The organism is Aestuariibaculum marinum, assembly GCF_014596975.1.
Taxonomy (GTDB): Bacteria; Bacteroidota; Bacteroidia; order Flavobacteriales; family Flavobacteriaceae; genus Aestuariibaculum; species Aestuariibaculum marinum.
Genome location: NZ_JACVXD010000014.1, coordinates 1 through 18,170, shown reverse-complemented (window position 1 = coordinate 18,170; position 18,170 = coordinate 1). Strand labels below are relative to the sequence as shown.

Sequence of the window (18,170 nt, the reverse complement as noted above, 5' to 3'; positions counted from 1 at the left end):
GTTTTTAATAGTTAGTTGTTATTTATGTTTAGTTTATTCGCGTTTAAAGTTGAAATTTTAGCTTCTTTTCTTGAAGATTCTATTGTTAACTTGTCGAAAGGTTCATTTGGAAAGAATATTTCAGTTAACACCTCTTGACCATTGTTAAAGAAAAGCTCTATCGATGTTTTGTCTAATATGATTTTTATCCTGGCTTCTTGATATTCTTTGGTAAGAGGGGCCTTCGTAACGTGTTTTCCAAATGCTTCAGAGAAATTTGTTAGCCCTGATGATTGACGATCTATAAAAAGATGTTTTTCAACATTATCTAGTCCGAATTTCAGGTTGTTTCCAATAGTATTATAAAGCGTGAAAGTATATACGTCAGTAGTTAAATCGGTTAGTTTTATATCTATTACAGACTTTGTTAAGTCTATAGTTTTACTGTCGATTAAAATTGTTTTTTCATTAAATTCGATGTTTTCTTTGGTGATTTTATCGGAAAAATAATTTTCTAATTGATCAACAGGTTCAGAGCTAATAAAAAATCCATTTTCTGTTTTATTTAGTTTTAGTTCTCTTGGGATAGTCATACTGCTTCTCCAGGTTTCGGTGGGCACATCTTGTGCATACAACCAGTTAGACATCCATCCTATTGATATTGGGTTTTTACCGTTAGTGTTATTCCAAGTAACACTAGCATAATTATCCATTCCATGATCTAGCCAGATCGCCTTTTTTAAGTCTAACTGTTTTTTAAAGTCTTCATCAAGTTTAAATGTTTTACCATCAAAATCACCAATGAAATATTGGGTTGCAGAGCCTCCATTTGGACCACCAGGATTTAAACTTTGAAGAAGAATCCATTTGGTTTCATTAGAATTTTCGGATTGCATAGGAAAAAAATCAGGACATTCCCAAACTCCGCCATGGGCACCAAGGTCATTTCCAAAATCAGAGATGAACGCCCATTCCTTTAAATTTTTCGAGCTATAAAATTTGGTTCTGTCATCTGCAGCAAGAGCCATAACCCATTGTTGATGGTTTTCGTCCCAAACCACTTTAGGATCTCTAAAGTTTTTAATTCCTGGGTTTTTTAAGACAGGGTTATTTGCATACTTAATCCAGGTTTTTCCTTCGTCAATTGAATAGGCTATACTTTGATTTTCGATGTCAATAAGACCTTCCTTTTCTTTAATTGGATCATGATGGGTAAAAATAGCCACTATAGGAGGAGTTGTACCATCTCCAAATCCAGAAGTGTTCTTTAGGTCTACTACTGCACTACCAGAAAAAATATAACCTAGTTCATCGGGATATAGAGCTATAGGATTTTCTGTCCATGTTATCAAATCTTTACTTGTAGCATGGCCCCAGTGCATAGGACCCCATTTATTTCCTTCTGGATAGTATTGAAAAAACAGGTGATAAGTGTCATTTAAAAAAAACATACCGTTAGGATCATTCATCCAGTTTTCTTTGGGGGTAAAATGGAAGTTTGGACGGTATAAAGTTTCTTCTGTATAAACTATATTCTCGGAGGTGGTTTCGTTATCTAAGCTAGATTTTGTAATTTCTTTACATGAGAAAGTCAAAAACATTATTACAGCAACACTAGCTACTTTTTTGAGTGTTTTTGATTTACCTGAATTACTTAAAGTTTTACCTAATTGTTCTAAAGAAATACCTTTGGTTTCCGGCATCATAAAAATTACAAATAGAAGTTGGAATACCATCATTATAGCGAAAAACAAGAAAACCATTCCGGCTCCAATGGTTGAAAACAACACAGGAACTAAAGAAGGAACTACCGCAGCCAATACCCAGTGTACAGAGCTGCCAAAGGATTGACCGTATCCTCTTAAATGGTTCGGGAAAATTTCAGAAATAAATACCCAAATTACAGTTCCTTGACCGATAGCATGAGCTGCTATGAATAAGAATAAAAATATTGGAACAGCTCCACCTTCCCAATTGAAGAAAAATGCTGCAGACACAAGGGATAATGATATAATGTATCCAAAAGACCCGATGTACATAAGCTGTTTTCTGCCTAGTTTATCAATAAGTGTAATTCCTAGGAGTGTGAAGAGTAAATTGGTAATGCCGACACCAATACTACTTAAAAGGGCTGAACTTTCTTCTAATCCTGCTTCGGTTAGTATTCTAGGCGCGTAATAAAGCAACGCATTGATACCTGATAATTGATTGAAAAAAGCAATTAGAAAAGCTAAGATTAAAGGAAGTCTATACTTCTTCATGAAAATATTTTCGTTAGGAATGGTGTTTTTCATTTCATCTTTAATCTCCATCATTAATTGTTCTGGATCTACTCCCGGGTTAATAACTCGAAGAACATTTTTAGCCTCACTGTTTCTTAATTTGGTTAATAACCATCTTGGGCTTTTTGGAATACTTAGAGCTATGATTGTGTAAAGGGCAGCAGGTATAGCTTCAATTCCAACCATCCATCTCCAAGCGTTTTCTCCAATACCGTTTAGGAGGTAATTTGATAGGAAGGCTATTAAAATGCCAAATACAATATTAAACTGATATAAACCTACCAGTTTCCCTCTGTCTTTTGCGGGTGCTATTTCAGAGATATATGCAGGAGCAGCAATAGTAGAAGCCCCAACACCCAAGCCACCTAAAAATCTAAATAAAGCAAAGGTATATGGGTCATTGGCTAAACCAGAGCCAATAGCAGAAACCGTATAAAATACACCTATCCAAATTAAGGTTTTTTTACGTCCTAATTTATTTGTTGGAAAGCTACCAAGTAAAGCTCCTATAACAGTTCCCCACAAAGCCATACCTATTACTACGGTTCCATGAAAAACATCAGATGAGTTCCATATGTGTTGTAATGTTTTTTCGGCACCAGATATAACAACTGTATCAAAGCCAAATAGGAAACCAGCAAGTGCGGCCGTGATAGACCAGATCAATATTTTCTTATTCATAATTTAGTTGGAAAATTAATTTCTATAAAACTAGATATCCAACATAGTAAACCGTATAAGAATTGTTACATAATTGTAAATTAACTTAATTTGATTTTATTAACCTGGTTTTCAGTTATTTGAGGTTGTGTTTTTTTGTTCTTTTTTAGTTGGAATTATAAAAATAGTTACATTTTACTATGGTAAAATACTTGTATTTTGGGATAAAATACTGGTATTAATATGATAGTACAATCAATATGATATTAAGAAACTGTTATTTTTTTCTGTGCATTTTTGGAGATTTACCAAATTTGTTTTTGAAGGTTAGAGAGAAATAACTTGGGGATGAAAATCCTACCGAATAAGCTATTTCAGATATTGAAAGCGCCGATTCTTGAAGTAATATTTTTGCTTTTTCTAATCGTAGATTTTGGATATAGTCACTGACGTTAATATTTAATATAGCCTTTATTTTTCTATAAAGCTGTACTCTCGATATACCTAGGTCCGAAGCTAATTGTTCTACATTGTAACTGGAATCATCAATGTTTTCATGAACATGTTTATTCATGTCATTAATAAATTCTTGCTCAGAATTAGAAAGGTCATTTGTAGGTTCTGTTTTATAAATGTTTTTTATGTGATGCCTACGCAACTTTTCTCTGTTAAAAAGTAAGTTTTTAATGGATCTGTAAAGTATGGTAAAACTGAAAGGTTTTGTCAGGAACAAATCTGCACCCGAATCTAACCCTTGAATGTATGATTCTTTACTATCGTATGCGGTTAAAATAATAGAAGGAATATGTGATGTTCTTAAATCCTTTTTTAGAATGTCGCATATTTCGAATCCATTTTTATCAGGTAAGTTAACATCGCAAATAATTATATCGGGGATCAGTTCAAAAGCCTTTTCAATGGCTCCATGCCCATCGCATGTTTCAATAATAAATTCAGCAGAAAGTTTATTGTTCAGGTATCTTATGAGATCAGGATTGTCTTCTATTATTAATAAGGTGTTTTTGTTGTCTTCATCTATATCATTTTTAAGAATAAAAGCGTCATCTTCGTAGTCAGTCTCAAAACTTAAAGTAGGGTTTTCTATTATGTCAGGCTCATAAATTATTTCATCAGAACTTAAGTGTACATCGCCTTTATATAATGATATAATGAATTCCGCTCCATTTTTAGAATTTACTTCAATAGTACCTTTATGCAATTCAATAAATTCTTTAGAAAGGTGTAAACCAATGCCTGAGCTAGATTTTTTATTATTTGAACCTTGAAAGAAGGGCATGAAAACCTTATCCATTTCTGTATCAGGAATACCAATACCAGAATCGCTAAAATGGATCTTTACAAAATTAGTTTCTTCATCTATGATATCAATGCTAATTGTACCATTGTTAGGAGTGAACTTAAACGCATTAGATAAAATGTTAAAGTATACCTTATCCATTAAATTTCTATCGATGAAAACTTTTAAAAATTCATTGTTTGTGTTAATAGAAAATTTAATATTCCTTTTCTGAGCTTCACGTTCAAAATCTTTAAAAATAGATTTTGAAAATTGATACAAGTTGGTTTCTGATGCTTTCAAAATGAATTTTCTGTCTTCTATTTTTCGAAAGTCAATGAGTTGATTTATAAGTCTTAATAATCTTTTAGAATTGTTAAATATTAAACCTACCTCTCTAATTAATTTATTATCTCTAATTGATTTATTGTCTGAAATTGATTCAATAGAAGAGAGGATTAGAGTAATAGGTGTTTTAAATTCATGTGAGAGACCGGTGAAAAAGTTAGTTTTAGCTTCACTTATTTTTTGAATATGTTCCTGTTGGATTGTGATTTTATTATTTCTTAGTTCTAACTCACGCTTTTTTTTACGAAGTTTAAAACCAGAATATATACTAAAGGAACCAAGTAGAATACTGGTAATTAAAAGACCTAGAACAAGTTTTAATATGTTCGTTTGAGTAGAATATGTTTTTTCTTGTTCATTGATTTTGTTTTGTTGGGCGACAATGTCTTCTTGATGTTGATTTATCTTGTCTAATTGATTCTTCATGATTTCCGCATTTTTAGAATCAATCACAGTTGTTCGTAAAATATTATTTTTTTGAACCTTTTCTCCGTTCAATATTCTTAAAGCAAGTCTAATAGCTTCATCACCACCAGTGGGGTATAAAATTGTTGCATTTAGAATATTGTTTTGGACCAATCCTATGCCTCCATCAGGAATGTTTAATCCATCGACTCCAATGAATTTTAGTTTTTTTTCAAATTGTAATTTATTGGTTAAGTCCCAAACTTGTTTGGCTAATTGATCATTAAAGGCATAAATGTAATCAATACCTCTAGGTCCTAAAGAATCTAAAGTTTTTACTATTTCGGTAGGATTGACTCCTTCAATAGTTTTAACAATGTTAATATTTGGGTTGTTTTGAATTTCATGATGAAAACCTAAGCTTCTTTCTTCTACAGGAGATGAATTTCCAATACCTTTTATTTCTAAAACATGTATGTTTTTTTGTTGAGAGTTAGATAAAATGTATTTGGCAGCTGTTTGTCCTACTTCCAAGTTGTCAGCCCCAACAAAAGCAGTGTATTTGTCAGAATTAATTTTTCGGTCTAAAAGAATAATTGGAATTCCGGCATCGTATGCTTTTTCTATAACCGGAACAATACTGTCTTGAACTAGAGGAGAAACGATAATTAAATCATATTTATTCTTAATCATTTCCTCTATTTGTGCTATTTGTACTTTAGTACTACCATGAGCTTCAAACTTTGTAAGATCAATTTCATTATGATTTAGTGAAGCTTGAATTTGCATAGAATGATTCATGGCATTTCTCCACATATGATCGCTTAGGCATTGAGAAAATCCTATATTGTGTTTTTTAACCTGTGTGTTTTGACAGTTAAAAAGTATTATTGTGAAAAAAAATATCAGAATAAGTTGGCTATTTCTCATGATAGTAAAGGTAAACGATATGAAAATTACAGTAAGAAAGAGTTTAGTAAATTTGGTTAATCCCAAAACTACCACATTATATTAATTAAAAGTGGGATTAATAGAAATTTGACTCATTTCTTCCAAGAGTATTTTGTTATTGAAGGTAGATTTTTAAAATTGTTTTAATAAGAATATAGATATTATTTTTAATTAAATGCTTTTTTTAAAAGAGACTCATAACATTTAAAAAATGAATGAAAATAAATACCATGATTTTTAAATCCTTTTCTTATGTGTTTAAAAGCTGTTCTCATATGAGATTCTACAGTTTTTACGGATATGTTTAGTTTTTCTGCTATTTCGCTATATTTTAAACCTTGAAATTTATTCAGTTTAAGCACTTCTTTAGATGTTGGAGGTAATGTTTCTATAAGCTGCTTTAATCTTTTAATTTTTAATTCGGTATAAAATTGGTCTTCGGAAATCACATCCTTCAAAGCTGATAATTTCAGTTCATCTAAAATATCAGAACGCCGCTTAGTTTTTCTATAAATATCTAAATATTCGGTATAAGAAACCCAATAGAGGTAAGCCTTTACTGTGTTACTTATTTTTAACTCCTGACGTTCCAGCCAGAGATTAATAAAAACTTGTTGAACAATATCTTCAGCTTGCTGTAAATCGTGAGTATAAGATCTTATATAATTTACTAACAGACGATAATATTTTTTATATAAAGTATCAAATGCCTCTCTATTGTTTGCAGATATTTTGGTGATAAGATCCCAATCCTCCATTGTAGCTATTAATAGGTCTTTAGTTAAGATTTGCGAGTTTGAATTTGAAAGATACACACAAAAAAACAAAAAAAAATAAATTATAACTAAGGGTTTTTAAAAAGTTGTAACGATATAATAAAAAGAAATAGAAAACAATCATTTTTTAATAATGAAGAATTTAATAGTAAAATATTTAACAGATACAATTTCTAAAGAAGAATTAGAAATACTACTTGATTGGCTTGAGAAAGATAAAAACAAGAAAAAGTTTGAAAAATTTGTTCGTGAAAATTACAACATTAACATGTTGTGTAATGACATTGATGAAGTAGGAAGTTTAGAGCGAGTTAAGCAAGTAATTAGTGATCAAAATAAAGTATTTAAAATAAAAAGATGGTATTATGTAGCAGCCGCTGTGTTAGTTGGAGTCATGATGTCTGGGTATTTATTTAAAAATGTATTGTTTGATAATGAATTAGATGAAAGTCCAATAATATCATCTAGTAACATAAAAATAGGTAGTGATAGAGCTATTTTAACCTTAGAGACTGGGGAAACTATTCAATTAGAAGAGGGAGTCGCTTTTAATGCAAAGAATGCTTCTAGTGATGGAAAACAAATAGCATATAACAAGAATGCTTCTGAAGAATTGGTATATAATATCTTAACTATTCCTAGAGGTGGTCAGTTTTTTATAAAATTATCTGATGGAACTCAAGTTTGGCTGAATTCAGATTCAAAATTACGCTATCCTGTTAAGTTTATTGAAGGTAAAAGTCGTGAAGTAGAATTACTTTATGGAGAGGCTTATTTTGATGTTACTCCTAGTTCTGAAAATAAGGGCGCTAGATTTAAAGTGATTAATCGATCGCAAGAAGTCGAGGTATTGGGTACAGAGTTTAACATTAAGGCTTATAACGATGAGTCTAATATTTACACAACATTAGTAGAAGGTAAGGTAGAAGTTAGTTCAGGACTGCAAAAACAAAACTTACTTCCTAATCAGCAGGCAAATCTTAATGTAGAAAGGAAGACAATTGAAGTTCAGCAAGTGTTAACATATAACGAAGTGTCATGGAAAGATGGCGTATTTTCTTTTGAAGGTAAATCTTTAAAGGAAATTACTAAAGTAATGTCGAGATGGTATGATGTAGATTTTGTTTTTGAAAATCAACTAGCCGAGGGTAAAAGATTTAATGGAGCTTTAAAGAAAAACGTAAAGATTGATGAAATACTTGAAATTATTCGCGGTTTTGGAATAATTGAAAATTATGAAGTCATTAATAAGACTATAGTATTAAAATAAAAGGGATGAAGTATTGAAATTTCGCCGTTTCGCTTCATCCCTAAATCATGTATTAATTTAATGTTTAACTAAACCAACACACGTCAAATTTATGGAAATTAAATTTAATTATCTCAGGCTGCTTATAACAAAGCGGCTACTTCAAACTATTATGAAAGTATTTGTTTTTTTGATTTGCACTACGGTCTTTGGATTTAGCTCCATCGACGGTTTTTCCCAGGAAAAAATAATTATTGAAAAAGACATTGAAATTCCAGTCGATGAGGTATTCAAAATTATTTTAAAACAAACGGAATACAGTTTTCTGTATCCAGAAGAATTATTCAAGAAAGCTCCTTCGGTACAATTAAAAAAAGGAGAAATAGAATTGAAGTCACTTTTGGAGGATATTTTTTCAAAAAGCAAGGTGAGTTATAGATTGTCTCAGGATGATGTAATTATTGTTGAGAAAATTAGTAGTCCAGACTTGATTAAACCAGATGGTCAGGGCATTGAAATTACAGGACGAATAACCGATGAAAATGGACAGCCTTTGCCTGGAGCGAATATTTTGGAAAAGGGAACTGCAAACGGGGTTCAGTCTGATTTTGATGGAAACTTTTCTTTAAAAGTCACTAATCAAGGTGCCGTTTTGGTTGTTTCATTTTTGGGGTATGTAACTCAAGAAATACAAATTACAGAAGCATCGTTTTTAGATATTGGTTTAAAAGTAGACAATAACAGTTTAGAAGAAGTTGTTCTTGTGGGGTATGGTACACAAAGAAAAAAGGATGTGGCCGGTGCGATTTCAACTGTTAAAGGGGAAGATCTTGTTTTATCTTCGTCGCCTTCGGTAGGAGATGCTTTAAGAGGAAAAGCAGCTGGATTACAAATTGTTCAAAATAGTGCTCAACCTGGCGGTGGATTAGATTTTTTAATTCGTGGTGCAGGTTCAGTAAATGCAAGTAACCAACCATTAATTGTTATAGATGGTTTTCCTATAACCGAATTTCAGCAGCCAGATTCAGGAAATAGATATGACGGAGGAACTCAAAGTATTTTAAATTCATTTAACCCTAATGATATAGAATCGATATCAGTATTAAAAGATGCGAGTGCAACTTCTATTTATGGTGCAAGAGCTGCAAATGGTGTTATTTTAATTACTAGTAAAAAAGGAAAAGAGGGGAAGGTACAAGTTGCTTATTCTGCATCGTACTCTTTTCAAGCCTATAATGATAGCTATAAATTGTTAGGATTGAAGGACTGGATGCAATTAAGAAATGAAGCTGCTTTTGAAAATTGGGCTTTTTTAAATAGAATTTACCCTTATAGTGATAAAACTTTGGAAGAAGCTATTTCAAATCCTGTTAATGGGATTCCTTTTACCAGATTTTATTCAGACGAGCAAATTAATAATGCAGGTCAAGGTACAGATTGGTTGTCGTTAGTTACAAGAGATGGAAGTACTCAGCAACATAATTTGTCTTTAAGTGGGGGAACAAATTCAACAAAATATTATTTGTCTGGTAACTTATATAAGCAAGACGGGGTTCTTAAAAATTCGGCTTTCGATAGAACGTCTTTACGCTTCAATTTAGACCAGAAAATAACCAACTTTTTAAGTTTTGGTATGAATCTTTCTATGAGTAGAATTAATAATTCTAATAGCCAGTTGGGAGGAGACCAATTTGAAAATTCCGGAATTATACGATCAGCATTGCAGTATGGTCCTCATATACAAGCTATAGATGAAGAAGGGAATTATCCTATTAACCCAGATAATGCCTTAGAACCCAATCCTTACTCTCTTTTAACAATAACAGATGAAGGTGTAATTGACAGAACTCTTACTAATTTCTTCGCAGAATTGAAACCTATAAAAGGATTAACTGCAAGGGTGCAAATGGGAATAGATCAAGGTTATAGTGGAAGAAATACTTATTTACCAAGAACAACACTGTGGGGTGCTTTAGAAAACGGAAAAGCATCAATTGCAAGTCAAAAAAAGAATGATGAGTTATTAGATATGACTCTAAATTATTCTACAATTTTTGATGAAGAACATAATTTGAGTTTTTTAGTAGGGTACTCTCGTCAAAAATATAGATCGGAAAGTGCTAATTCAGGAAATAGTGATTTTATAACTGATGCTTTTTTATGGAATAATCTAAATGCAGGAGCAGGTACAAAAGTGCTTGGCTCAACCAAAAGGGAAGACAATTTAGTCTCTTTCTTTGGACGTGTAAATTATGTTTATAAAGACAAATATATCTTATCGTCTACTATTCGTCGTGATGGATCAAGTGTTTTTTCAAGAAATAATAGATTCGCTATATTTCCATCTTTAGCATTGGGTTGGGATATAGCCGAGGAGTCATTCATGAAGAATATTCAAGATCAGATTTCTCAGTTAAAATTAAGAATTGGTTATGGAGAAACAGGTAACGCAGATATTGGTTCTAATGCTTTTGCTGCTTACTATGCACAGCCTGCTTATTTAAATCCTGATGAGTCTATATTAATTGGAGTTTTCCCGTCAAGATTAGAAAACCCAGACTTAAAATGGGAAACAACTAAAGAGTTAAATTTCGGATTAGATTTTCAGCTTTTTAAAGGTATCGTTTCTGGTTCCGTTGAAGTTTATAACAAGGAGATTTCAGACCTACTTCAAGTAAAGCCTATTAATTCATATAACGAAATTAATTCTGTTTGGGCAAATATAGGAAGTACTCAAAGTAAAGGAGTAGAGGTTACTTTAAATACTGTAAATGTTGATAGTGGAGATTTTAGATGGGAAAGCACGTTGACATTTTCAAAATTTAAAGATAGCTGGAAAGAAAGAGCTGAAGATTGGAAACCGGCGATTTATCAACAAGATAATGATCCAATAAGAGCTCGGTACTCTTATTTGTCTGATGGGGTTATGCAAATTGGAGAGGTTGTGCCTGCACAACCAGATTTATTTCCAGGTCAAATTAAACTTAAAGATATTAATGGATATTCCAGAGATGAATTTGGAAATCCTATAGTTGATGAGCAAGGGAAATTTATTCCAACAGGAGAGCCGGACGGAAGAATTGATGATGCCGATATTGTTTTAATGGGGGCTACAGATCCAGATTTTATTGCAGGCTTTAGTAATAGAATTACCTATAAAAATTTCGATCTTAAATTTCATTTCAATGGGATGTTTGGTAGAAAACTGGTAGATCCAACAGACTTCGCCATGGGAGTAAGCGCTTTGGGAGTAGCTACCAATGGAAGAAATGCTCTTACTAGTGTATTTGATAGATGGACTCCAGACAATCCAACTAATACGCGACCTGCCTCTCATTTTGGATTTACACAATACGATTCAGGAGACTTCTTCTTGCAGGATGCCTGGTTTATCAGGCTTCAAAATTTATCCTTAGCATATAATTTACCAAGTAAGTGGATGGGGCAATTGTTAACTAGTGCTGCTATTCGATTTGATGCGCAAAATCTTTTTGTTATAACACCTTACAACGGAGTTGACCCTGAAACAGATTCTTATGTAGCAGCTTATCCAAATGTTAAAACCTATTCAATAGGGATAGATTTAAAATTTTAAAAATTAGATTATGAAAAGCATTATAAAATATTTAATAGCCAGTATAATTATATTTTCTGTAGCCTGTAGTCCGGAATTAGAATCGGTAAATTATGATGAAATTAATCCGGCTATATTTCCTTCATCAGAAGCAGATGTGGAAGCTTTAGTGGCTGCTGCATATTATCCGTTAAGAGGTTCCTGGGCCGATGGCATTCATTCTACATCTGAGCGTGGACTTATGTTTACATTAGATGCAACTACTGAGATTTTGCAAGGCGCTTTTGGTCAGCAGCAAGAAGCAACGTTACATAGTTATAATCAAACCTCTTCAACGTTTACGAGGTACTACGATGATTTTTACAATAAGATAAGTAGTATGACTTTAAGTATTGACAGGATAGAAAACTCTAGCGTTAATGATAACTTGAAAAAGAGAGGAATCGCCGAAATTAAATGTGCTCGAGGATTTTTAAGCTATGAATTATTCGATATGTATGGTGCTTTAGTAGTAGCACCCCTAGAAGTACTTAAAAATCCATTAACAGAAACGCCTTTAGCAAGACTTAGCCATGATGATATGGTGAGTTTTATTGAGAAAGATTTATTAGATGCAGTACAGGATTTGCCGTTACCTAGTGAAGCAAATTATGGACGTTTCAGTCAAGGTTTGGCAAGAATGTTATTAATCAGATTATATCTACATGAAAAAAGATGGAGTGATGTAGAAACTCAAGCGAATGCTATTATGAATATGAACTATTATGAATTAGCCCCTGATTATGTTGGTATGTTTGGGAAAGAAGCTCAGATTGATAATAAAGAAATAATGTTTGTTGTACCTGCCGATTATGCTGGAACAAGTGAAAATCAATGGCAATTAATGGTATTGCCATCAAATTACCCAGAAAGAGGGGGATGGTCTACAATTCAAAGTTCATGGAAATTTTACGATTCATTTGAAAGTAATGATGTTAGAAAAACCAATTTAATAGCTGAATATGTGGGTACTGATGGAATTACTTATAACAGGTCAAATCCGGGTACTGTAATGCAACTAGGTCCTATTCCATTAAAAATTGATGCCGATGCAGATAGAAATTCAGGGCTAACAACAGTCGATATTATAGTATACCGTTATGCTGATGTGCTTTTATCTAAAGCAGAAGCATTAGCTAATAAAAATGGAACTCCTAATCAAGAAGCAATAGATCTAGTTAATGAGATAAGGGAACGGGCTCAATTAGATCCAATTCAATTATCTGATTACTCAGATATCGATAGTTTTAATGATATGATTCTTCTTGAAAGATCTCATGAATACTGGTGTGAAAATGGACAATATCGTTCTGATTTAATTAGGCATGGTAAGTATGTAGAGCATGCTAACGAATTAAACGGAGACGCTAGTCAAAGTGCAGATTATAAGGTGTTATTTCCTTTTTCTTTAGCACGAATTAGTGAGGGTAAAGGTGCCTTTTTACAAAACCCAGGGTATAATTAGTTTAGTTTGATTGTTAGGGAGCTGGAGCAACTATTTTTCAGCTCTCTATTTAAAAACTATGTGAAAAAATATTAAAAGAGAATGGACTCAAGGAGAAATTTTATAAAAAAAACAGCTATTGTAAGCGCAGGATTAACCTTATTGCCAAGTTTAACTTTTGGACAAGGAAATGCTTCTGATAAATTAAAAGTTGGTATGATAGGGGTTGGCTTAAGAGGAACCAATCACCTTAATAACCTGTTATTTAGAGATGATATAGAAATTACAGCAATTTGCGATATAGATCCCAAAAGGATAGAAATAGCTACTGAAAAAATTGCAGGTAAGGGAAACAAGAAACCTCTTGTTTTTGGAAAGAATGAGTTGGATTATTTGAATCTTTTAGCTTTAAGTGAAGTCGATGCGGTAGTTATTTCTACACCGTGGTTGTGGCATACTCGTATGGCTAAAGATGCTATGAAAGCAGGGAAATATACTGGATTGGAAGTTTCTGCAGCTAATACTTTAGAAGAGTGTTGGGATCTCGTAAATACACACGAACAAACCGGAACACATTTAATGATTTTAGAAAATGTTAATTACCGTCGCGATATTTTGGCTGTTTTAAACATGGTAAAGAAAAATGTGTTTGGTGATTTAGTTCATTTTCGATGTGGATACCAACATGATCTACGAACCATTAAGTTTAATAATGGTAAATCACCAGATGGCATTGGAGCTGAATTTGGAAAAAAGGGGATTTCCGAATCGGTTTGGAGAACACAACATTCTTTATTAAGAAATGGAGATGTTTACCCTACACACGGTGTAGGTCCTGTGGCAACCATGTGCGACATTAACAGAGGAAATAGATTTATGTCTATTACATCTAGCGCTACAAAAAGTATTGGGCTCCATAATTATATAGAAAATATAGGAGGCAAAGATCATCCCAATGCTAAGTTAAACTTCAAATTAGGAGATGTGGTTACTTCAACCATTGAAACTTCAAATGGCGAAACTATTATAGTAACTCACGATACCAATTTGCCAAGACCATATTCTTTAGGTTTTAGAGTACAAGGAGCTAATGGTTTATGGGAAGTAGATGGTAACCGCATGTATATTGAGGGGGTGAGTAAATATGATGAATGGGATGATGCGGGAGAATGGTTAAAAAAGTATGACCACCCATTATGGAAAACATATGGAGATTTAGCAGAAGGATCTGGGCATGGCGGAATGGACTTTTTTGTGATTAATGCCTTTGTGGAATCGGCTAAACAAAATGTAGCTCCTCCTCTTGATGCATACGATGCTGCAGCTTGGAGTGCAATTACGCCATTGTCTGAAGCCTCAATTGAAAATAATGGTGCTCCACAAGATTTTCCGGATTTTACAAGAGGAAAGTGGGTGAGCAGAAAACCATACAATTGGATTAAGAATGACTATTAATAAACATAAAGACTAAACGATGAAATATAAATTTATAATAATATTGTTTTTTAATGCGATTATTAGTTGTGGGGGTAATAGCGATGATGATATTGAAAAACAAAATGATAGCAGTGTAATTTATACACCGTCAAATGAAGTGATCTCAAACCCAGAAAGAGGTTTTATGCACCTTTGGAGTGTAAAGTCTGAAGGGCAGCCCATTACTGAAGCTGTATTAAATGATTTGAAGAGTGAGAATGTCACAATCATTAATCGGTTATATTATTTAGAAGCTTTTAAGAACTCCGATTTGAGTGCTGCTCAATTGAATTTAATAAAAACAGATTTTGAAAGATTTCGTAATGCAGGCGTGAAGTGCATATTGCGATTTGCATACACTGATGATATAGATGGGGAAGATGCTTCACTTAATATTATAGAGTCGCATTTAGATCAATTAAAATCTTTGGTTTCTGAAAATTCAGATGTTATAGCATTTGTTCAGGCAGGTTTTATAGGTGCGTGGGGAGAATGGTACTATTCAAGTAATGGTTTGGCTAATACCGAAGGTAGGAGAGCTGTATTAACAAAAATGTTGGAAGTATTTCCAAAGGAAATAAAAATACAAGTTAGGGCACCATTATATAAGCAAAACATTTTTAATTATTCTGAGGCGATTGGAGCAGATGTGGGATATGGCACCTCTGATCTTGCCAGGGTAGGTTTTCATAACGACTGCTTTTTGGCTAGCGCAGATGATTATGGTACATATCAAAATGTGAGTGCCGAAAAGACTTATATAAGTAAAGAAGCTTTTTTTGTCCCAACAGGAGGTGAAACTTGTCCTCCAACCGATGTTCCCATTGCCAGTTGCTCGAAATCAGAAATAGAAATGTCTTTATTAAAGTGGTCATATTTAAACCTTGACTATTATGGACCGGTTCTGGATGAATGGAGAGCCAATAATTGTTTTAATGACTTTCAAAGGAAATTAGGGTATCGCCTTTCATTAAAAACAGGAAACTTTAAAAATGAGGTGAGTGAAAACAGCAATTATCAACTTAACCTAGTTATAAAAAATGTTGGTTTTGCTCCTGTTTACAATGTGAAAAAATCTTTTTTAGTTTTTAAATCAAAAGATGGTACTACATATAAAAGGGAATTGAATCTAGACATAAGAAAGGTTTTGCCGAATGTAGATTACAATTTAACAGAATCTGTAAATCTTTCAGGCATACCTGCTGGTGAATATCAACTGTTTTTAAAAATAGAAGATAGTTCAGAGGCACTTAAAGAAAGATCTGAATATGCAATTCGGTTGGCAAATACAGGTACTTGGGAGTCTTCTGATGGTATGAACAACCTATTACATACTTTAAAGATAAACTAATCTTAAAACTTATTTTAATTAAAAACTAATCATGAAAAATATAAAATTTTTATTCTACGTTATTTCCTTTTCATTCCTTGTGGGTTGTGGATCGGATGATTCAGCTAGTTCAGAATCAGATATAATTGCTGATTTTTCTTTTGAAAATGATGGAAGCTTATTCTCGTTTACAAACTTGTCTCAGGGAGCTACAACCTACAGGTGGGACTTTGGAGATTTGAGTTTTTATTGTGAAAAGGAAAATCCAAAATATAGATATGTAACTGTTGGAGGAGAAATTGAAGTTACTTTAACAGCAATTAATCAAGAAGGTCAGGAGGCTTATGTTACCAAAACAATAGTAGCTCCAGAGGTTTTAGATGTTGAAATTGCGATAGATGGTAGTTTTGAGGACTGGTCAGATATAGATTATCTGTATGAAGAGTTAGATGGAGTGTCTGTACAAAAGATTAAAGTTTGGGGAAAAGGGGATAATATAAATGTGTATTTAGAAGGTAACACAAATATGAAAATGGAATTAGTAGATATATTTATTAATTCTGATGGAGATTCAGCTTCTGGATTTTTAAGTTGGCAATGGCCTAATGGTTCTGGAGCTGATTATTTATTTGAAGGTCCTCTTCTAAGCAATTCTTGGGGAGCTTTTTATGAGCATACAGATCCAAATGGTGGATGGGCATGGAATTGGCTAGGACAAAGTCAAAACATGATTTCATCCGGTATAATAAGTTTAAATGCTCAAAATAATGCTGTAGAGTTTAGTATACCTAAAACACAGTTAGGTTCCCTTGGTTCTACTATTGGGTTCGCTTTTACAGAAATGACTAGTGGTTGGGCAGGAGTTGGAAGCTTTCCAAAAGTAACGGCAACAAGTAGTTTTGTTGTTTACGAAATTCCTATTGAAGAAATAAGTCTTTGTGAGTAAAATACATTAATCCCGGAAGCTTTTCATTTAATAAGGTTCCGGGATTTTTTGTTAAATTTTAAAATATGGAGAACAAGCGCTTAATGTCTATCGACGTCTTAAGAGGATTTGATATGTTAATGATCATTTTTGCAGATCGTTTTTTTTATAGTTTAAATGAAGCCTCACAAACAAAATTTACTCAATCCATGGCGAATCAATTTTCTCATCCAGAATGGTTTGGTTTTCATTTTTACGATATAATAATGCCACTCTTTTTGTTTGTTGTAGGAGTTGTTATTCCTTTTTCTTTAGGTAGACGTGTAGATGAGGTTGGCAGTAAATTGCAATTGTACCCACATTTAATTAAAAGGTTTACTATTCTTTTTGCATTAGGGTGGATTGTTCAGGGAAATTTACTGCATTTTGATATAAATAAGTTTCAGATATTTAGTAATACGCTTCAGGCCATAGCCGTCGGATATTTGTTTGCATGTATAGCTTATATTCATTTGAATAAAACGGCAAGATATGTTTTTTTTGTTCTATGTTTAATTGTTTACAGTGTCCTACTTGAGTATGCACCAGTACCAGGATTAGGTAAGAGTTTGGTTCTGCCAGATAAAAATATAGCCCTTTATATTGATCACTATGTCTTTGGGCAATTTGATGATGGTTATCAATATACATGGCTTTTAAGTGGATTAGGTTTTACAGCAACAACGCTTTCAGGCCTTTTTGCAGGAGAGATTCTTCGTTCAGGTTTGTCATCAAAAACGATTTTAAAACAATTAATGCTTTGTGGATTGTTAGCAATAGTTGTAGCCTTGTTATTAAATATTTGGCATCCAGTGGTAAAAAAAATATGGACCAGTACTTTTGTTTTATTAACGTCTGGAATTTCGTTTATTTTTCTGGCTGGCTTCTATTGGATTATTGATGTAAAAGGACATACAAAGTGGGCCTTTTTACTAAAAGTTATAGGTGTAAATGCCATTACGGCATATGTTTTATCTCACATTATTGATTTTTCAGACATATCAAAACAAGTATTATTTGGCTTAGAACAGTTTACAGGTAGATATTATGAGCCTTTAACGGTTGTTGCAGGATCAGGTTTACTATATTTAATTTTGTGGTATATGTATAAAAATCAGACTTATATAAAAATATAATATGCAATATCAATTCTAAATTGGCATTGCTTGCAAAGAGGAAAAACAATTTTTATTATATCATTAAATTTGTATATTAGATTGAATAATCAGAAAACTAAAGCTGCATACGTTTTAGCATACGATTTAAGTAAATTAACAGCGGAAAACCCCAGTAAAATGGTTTTTTAAATGGAAGTCTTGGGGCTCATAACCCGAAGGTCACAGGTTCGAGTCCTGTTCCCGCTACTAAGATTAAATTCTTTCAAAATCAACGGTTT

At 32.8% G+C, this 18,170-nt stretch carries 10 protein-coding genes and 1 pseudogene; 7 read left to right on the top strand and 4 right to left on the bottom strand.

From position 1 onward, the window contains the following. Window positions 1-11: 11 nt before the first annotated feature. The 4 genes and pseudogenes from ICJ85_RS15305 to ICJ85_RS15290 all read right to left on the bottom strand — a co-directional run bounded on the left by ICJ85_RS15305 (window position 12) and on the right by ICJ85_RS15290 (window position 6,680). On the bottom strand, window positions 12-1,580 hold the full coding sequence (locus ICJ85_RS15305) for a glycoside hydrolase family 32 protein (RefSeq protein ID WP_188224696.1): 1,569 nt from the start codon (window positions 1,578-1,580) through the stop codon (window positions 12-14). Window positions 1,581-1,631: 51 nt separating this feature from the next. After that, window positions 1,632-2,942: pseudogene (locus ICJ85_RS15300) on the bottom strand (sugar porter family MFS transporter); the annotation flags it as partial. 256 nt (window positions 2,943-3,198) lie between these two features. Further along, the gene (locus ICJ85_RS15295; protein WP_188224677.1) at window positions 3,199-5,901 is read right to left on the bottom strand and encodes a hybrid sensor histidine kinase/response regulator transcription factor; all 2,703 of its coding nucleotides are present in this window, start codon (window positions 5,899-5,901) and stop codon (window positions 3,199-3,201) included. A 188-nt stretch (window positions 5,902-6,089) separates the two neighbouring features. Further along, window positions 6,090-6,680 (bottom strand): RNA polymerase sigma factor, encoded by a 591-nt coding sequence (locus tag ICJ85_RS15290; RefSeq protein ID WP_188224676.1) that lies wholly within the window; start codon window positions 6,678-6,680, stop codon window positions 6,090-6,092. Between the two features lie 151 nt (window positions 6,681-6,831). Here ICJ85_RS15290 and ICJ85_RS15285 point away from each other — a divergent pair, with 151 nt between their 5' ends. The 7 genes from ICJ85_RS15285 (at window position 6,832) to ICJ85_RS15255 (ending at window position 17,910) form a co-directional block, all read left to right on the top strand. Beyond that, entirely contained in the window at window positions 6,832-7,968 is a 1,137-nt protein-coding gene (locus tag ICJ85_RS15285; RefSeq protein ID WP_188224675.1) for a FecR family protein, read from the top strand. Window positions 7,969-8,119: 151 nt separating this feature from the next. After that, window positions 8,120-11,542, top strand: a complete 3,423-nt coding sequence (locus ICJ85_RS15280; RefSeq protein ID WP_188224674.1) for a SusC/RagA family TonB-linked outer membrane protein — start codon at window positions 8,120-8,122, stop codon at window positions 11,540-11,542. A 10-nt stretch (window positions 11,543-11,552) separates the two neighbouring features. Continuing rightward, window positions 11,553-13,025: a RagB/SusD family nutrient uptake outer membrane protein gene (locus tag ICJ85_RS15275; RefSeq protein WP_188224673.1), complete on the top strand. Its 1,473-nt coding sequence runs from the start codon at window positions 11,553-11,555 to the stop codon at window positions 13,023-13,025. Between the two features lie 81 nt (window positions 13,026-13,106). After that, window positions 13,107-14,459 carry a Gfo/Idh/MocA family protein gene (locus ICJ85_RS15270; RefSeq protein WP_188224672.1) on the top strand — a complete coding sequence of 451 codons (1,353 nt, stop codon included), beginning with the start codon at window positions 13,107-13,109 and terminating at the stop codon, window positions 14,457-14,459. Between the two features lie 19 nt (window positions 14,460-14,478). After that, window positions 14,479-15,831, top strand: coding sequence for a DUF4832 domain-containing protein (locus tag ICJ85_RS15265; RefSeq protein WP_188224671.1), 1,353 nt, complete (start codon window positions 14,479-14,481; stop codon window positions 15,829-15,831). 31 nt (window positions 15,832-15,862) lie between these two features. Beyond that, the gene (locus tag ICJ85_RS15260; protein WP_188224670.1) at window positions 15,863-16,756 is read left to right on the top strand and encodes a PKD domain-containing protein; all 894 of its coding nucleotides are present in this window, start codon (window positions 15,863-15,865) and stop codon (window positions 16,754-16,756) included. A 65-nt stretch (window positions 16,757-16,821) separates the two neighbouring features. After that, window positions 16,822-17,910: an acyltransferase family protein gene (locus ICJ85_RS15255; RefSeq protein WP_188224669.1), complete on the top strand. Its 1,089-nt coding sequence runs from the start codon at window positions 16,822-16,824 to the stop codon at window positions 17,908-17,910. The last annotated feature ends 260 nt before the right edge of the window (window positions 17,911-18,170 follow it).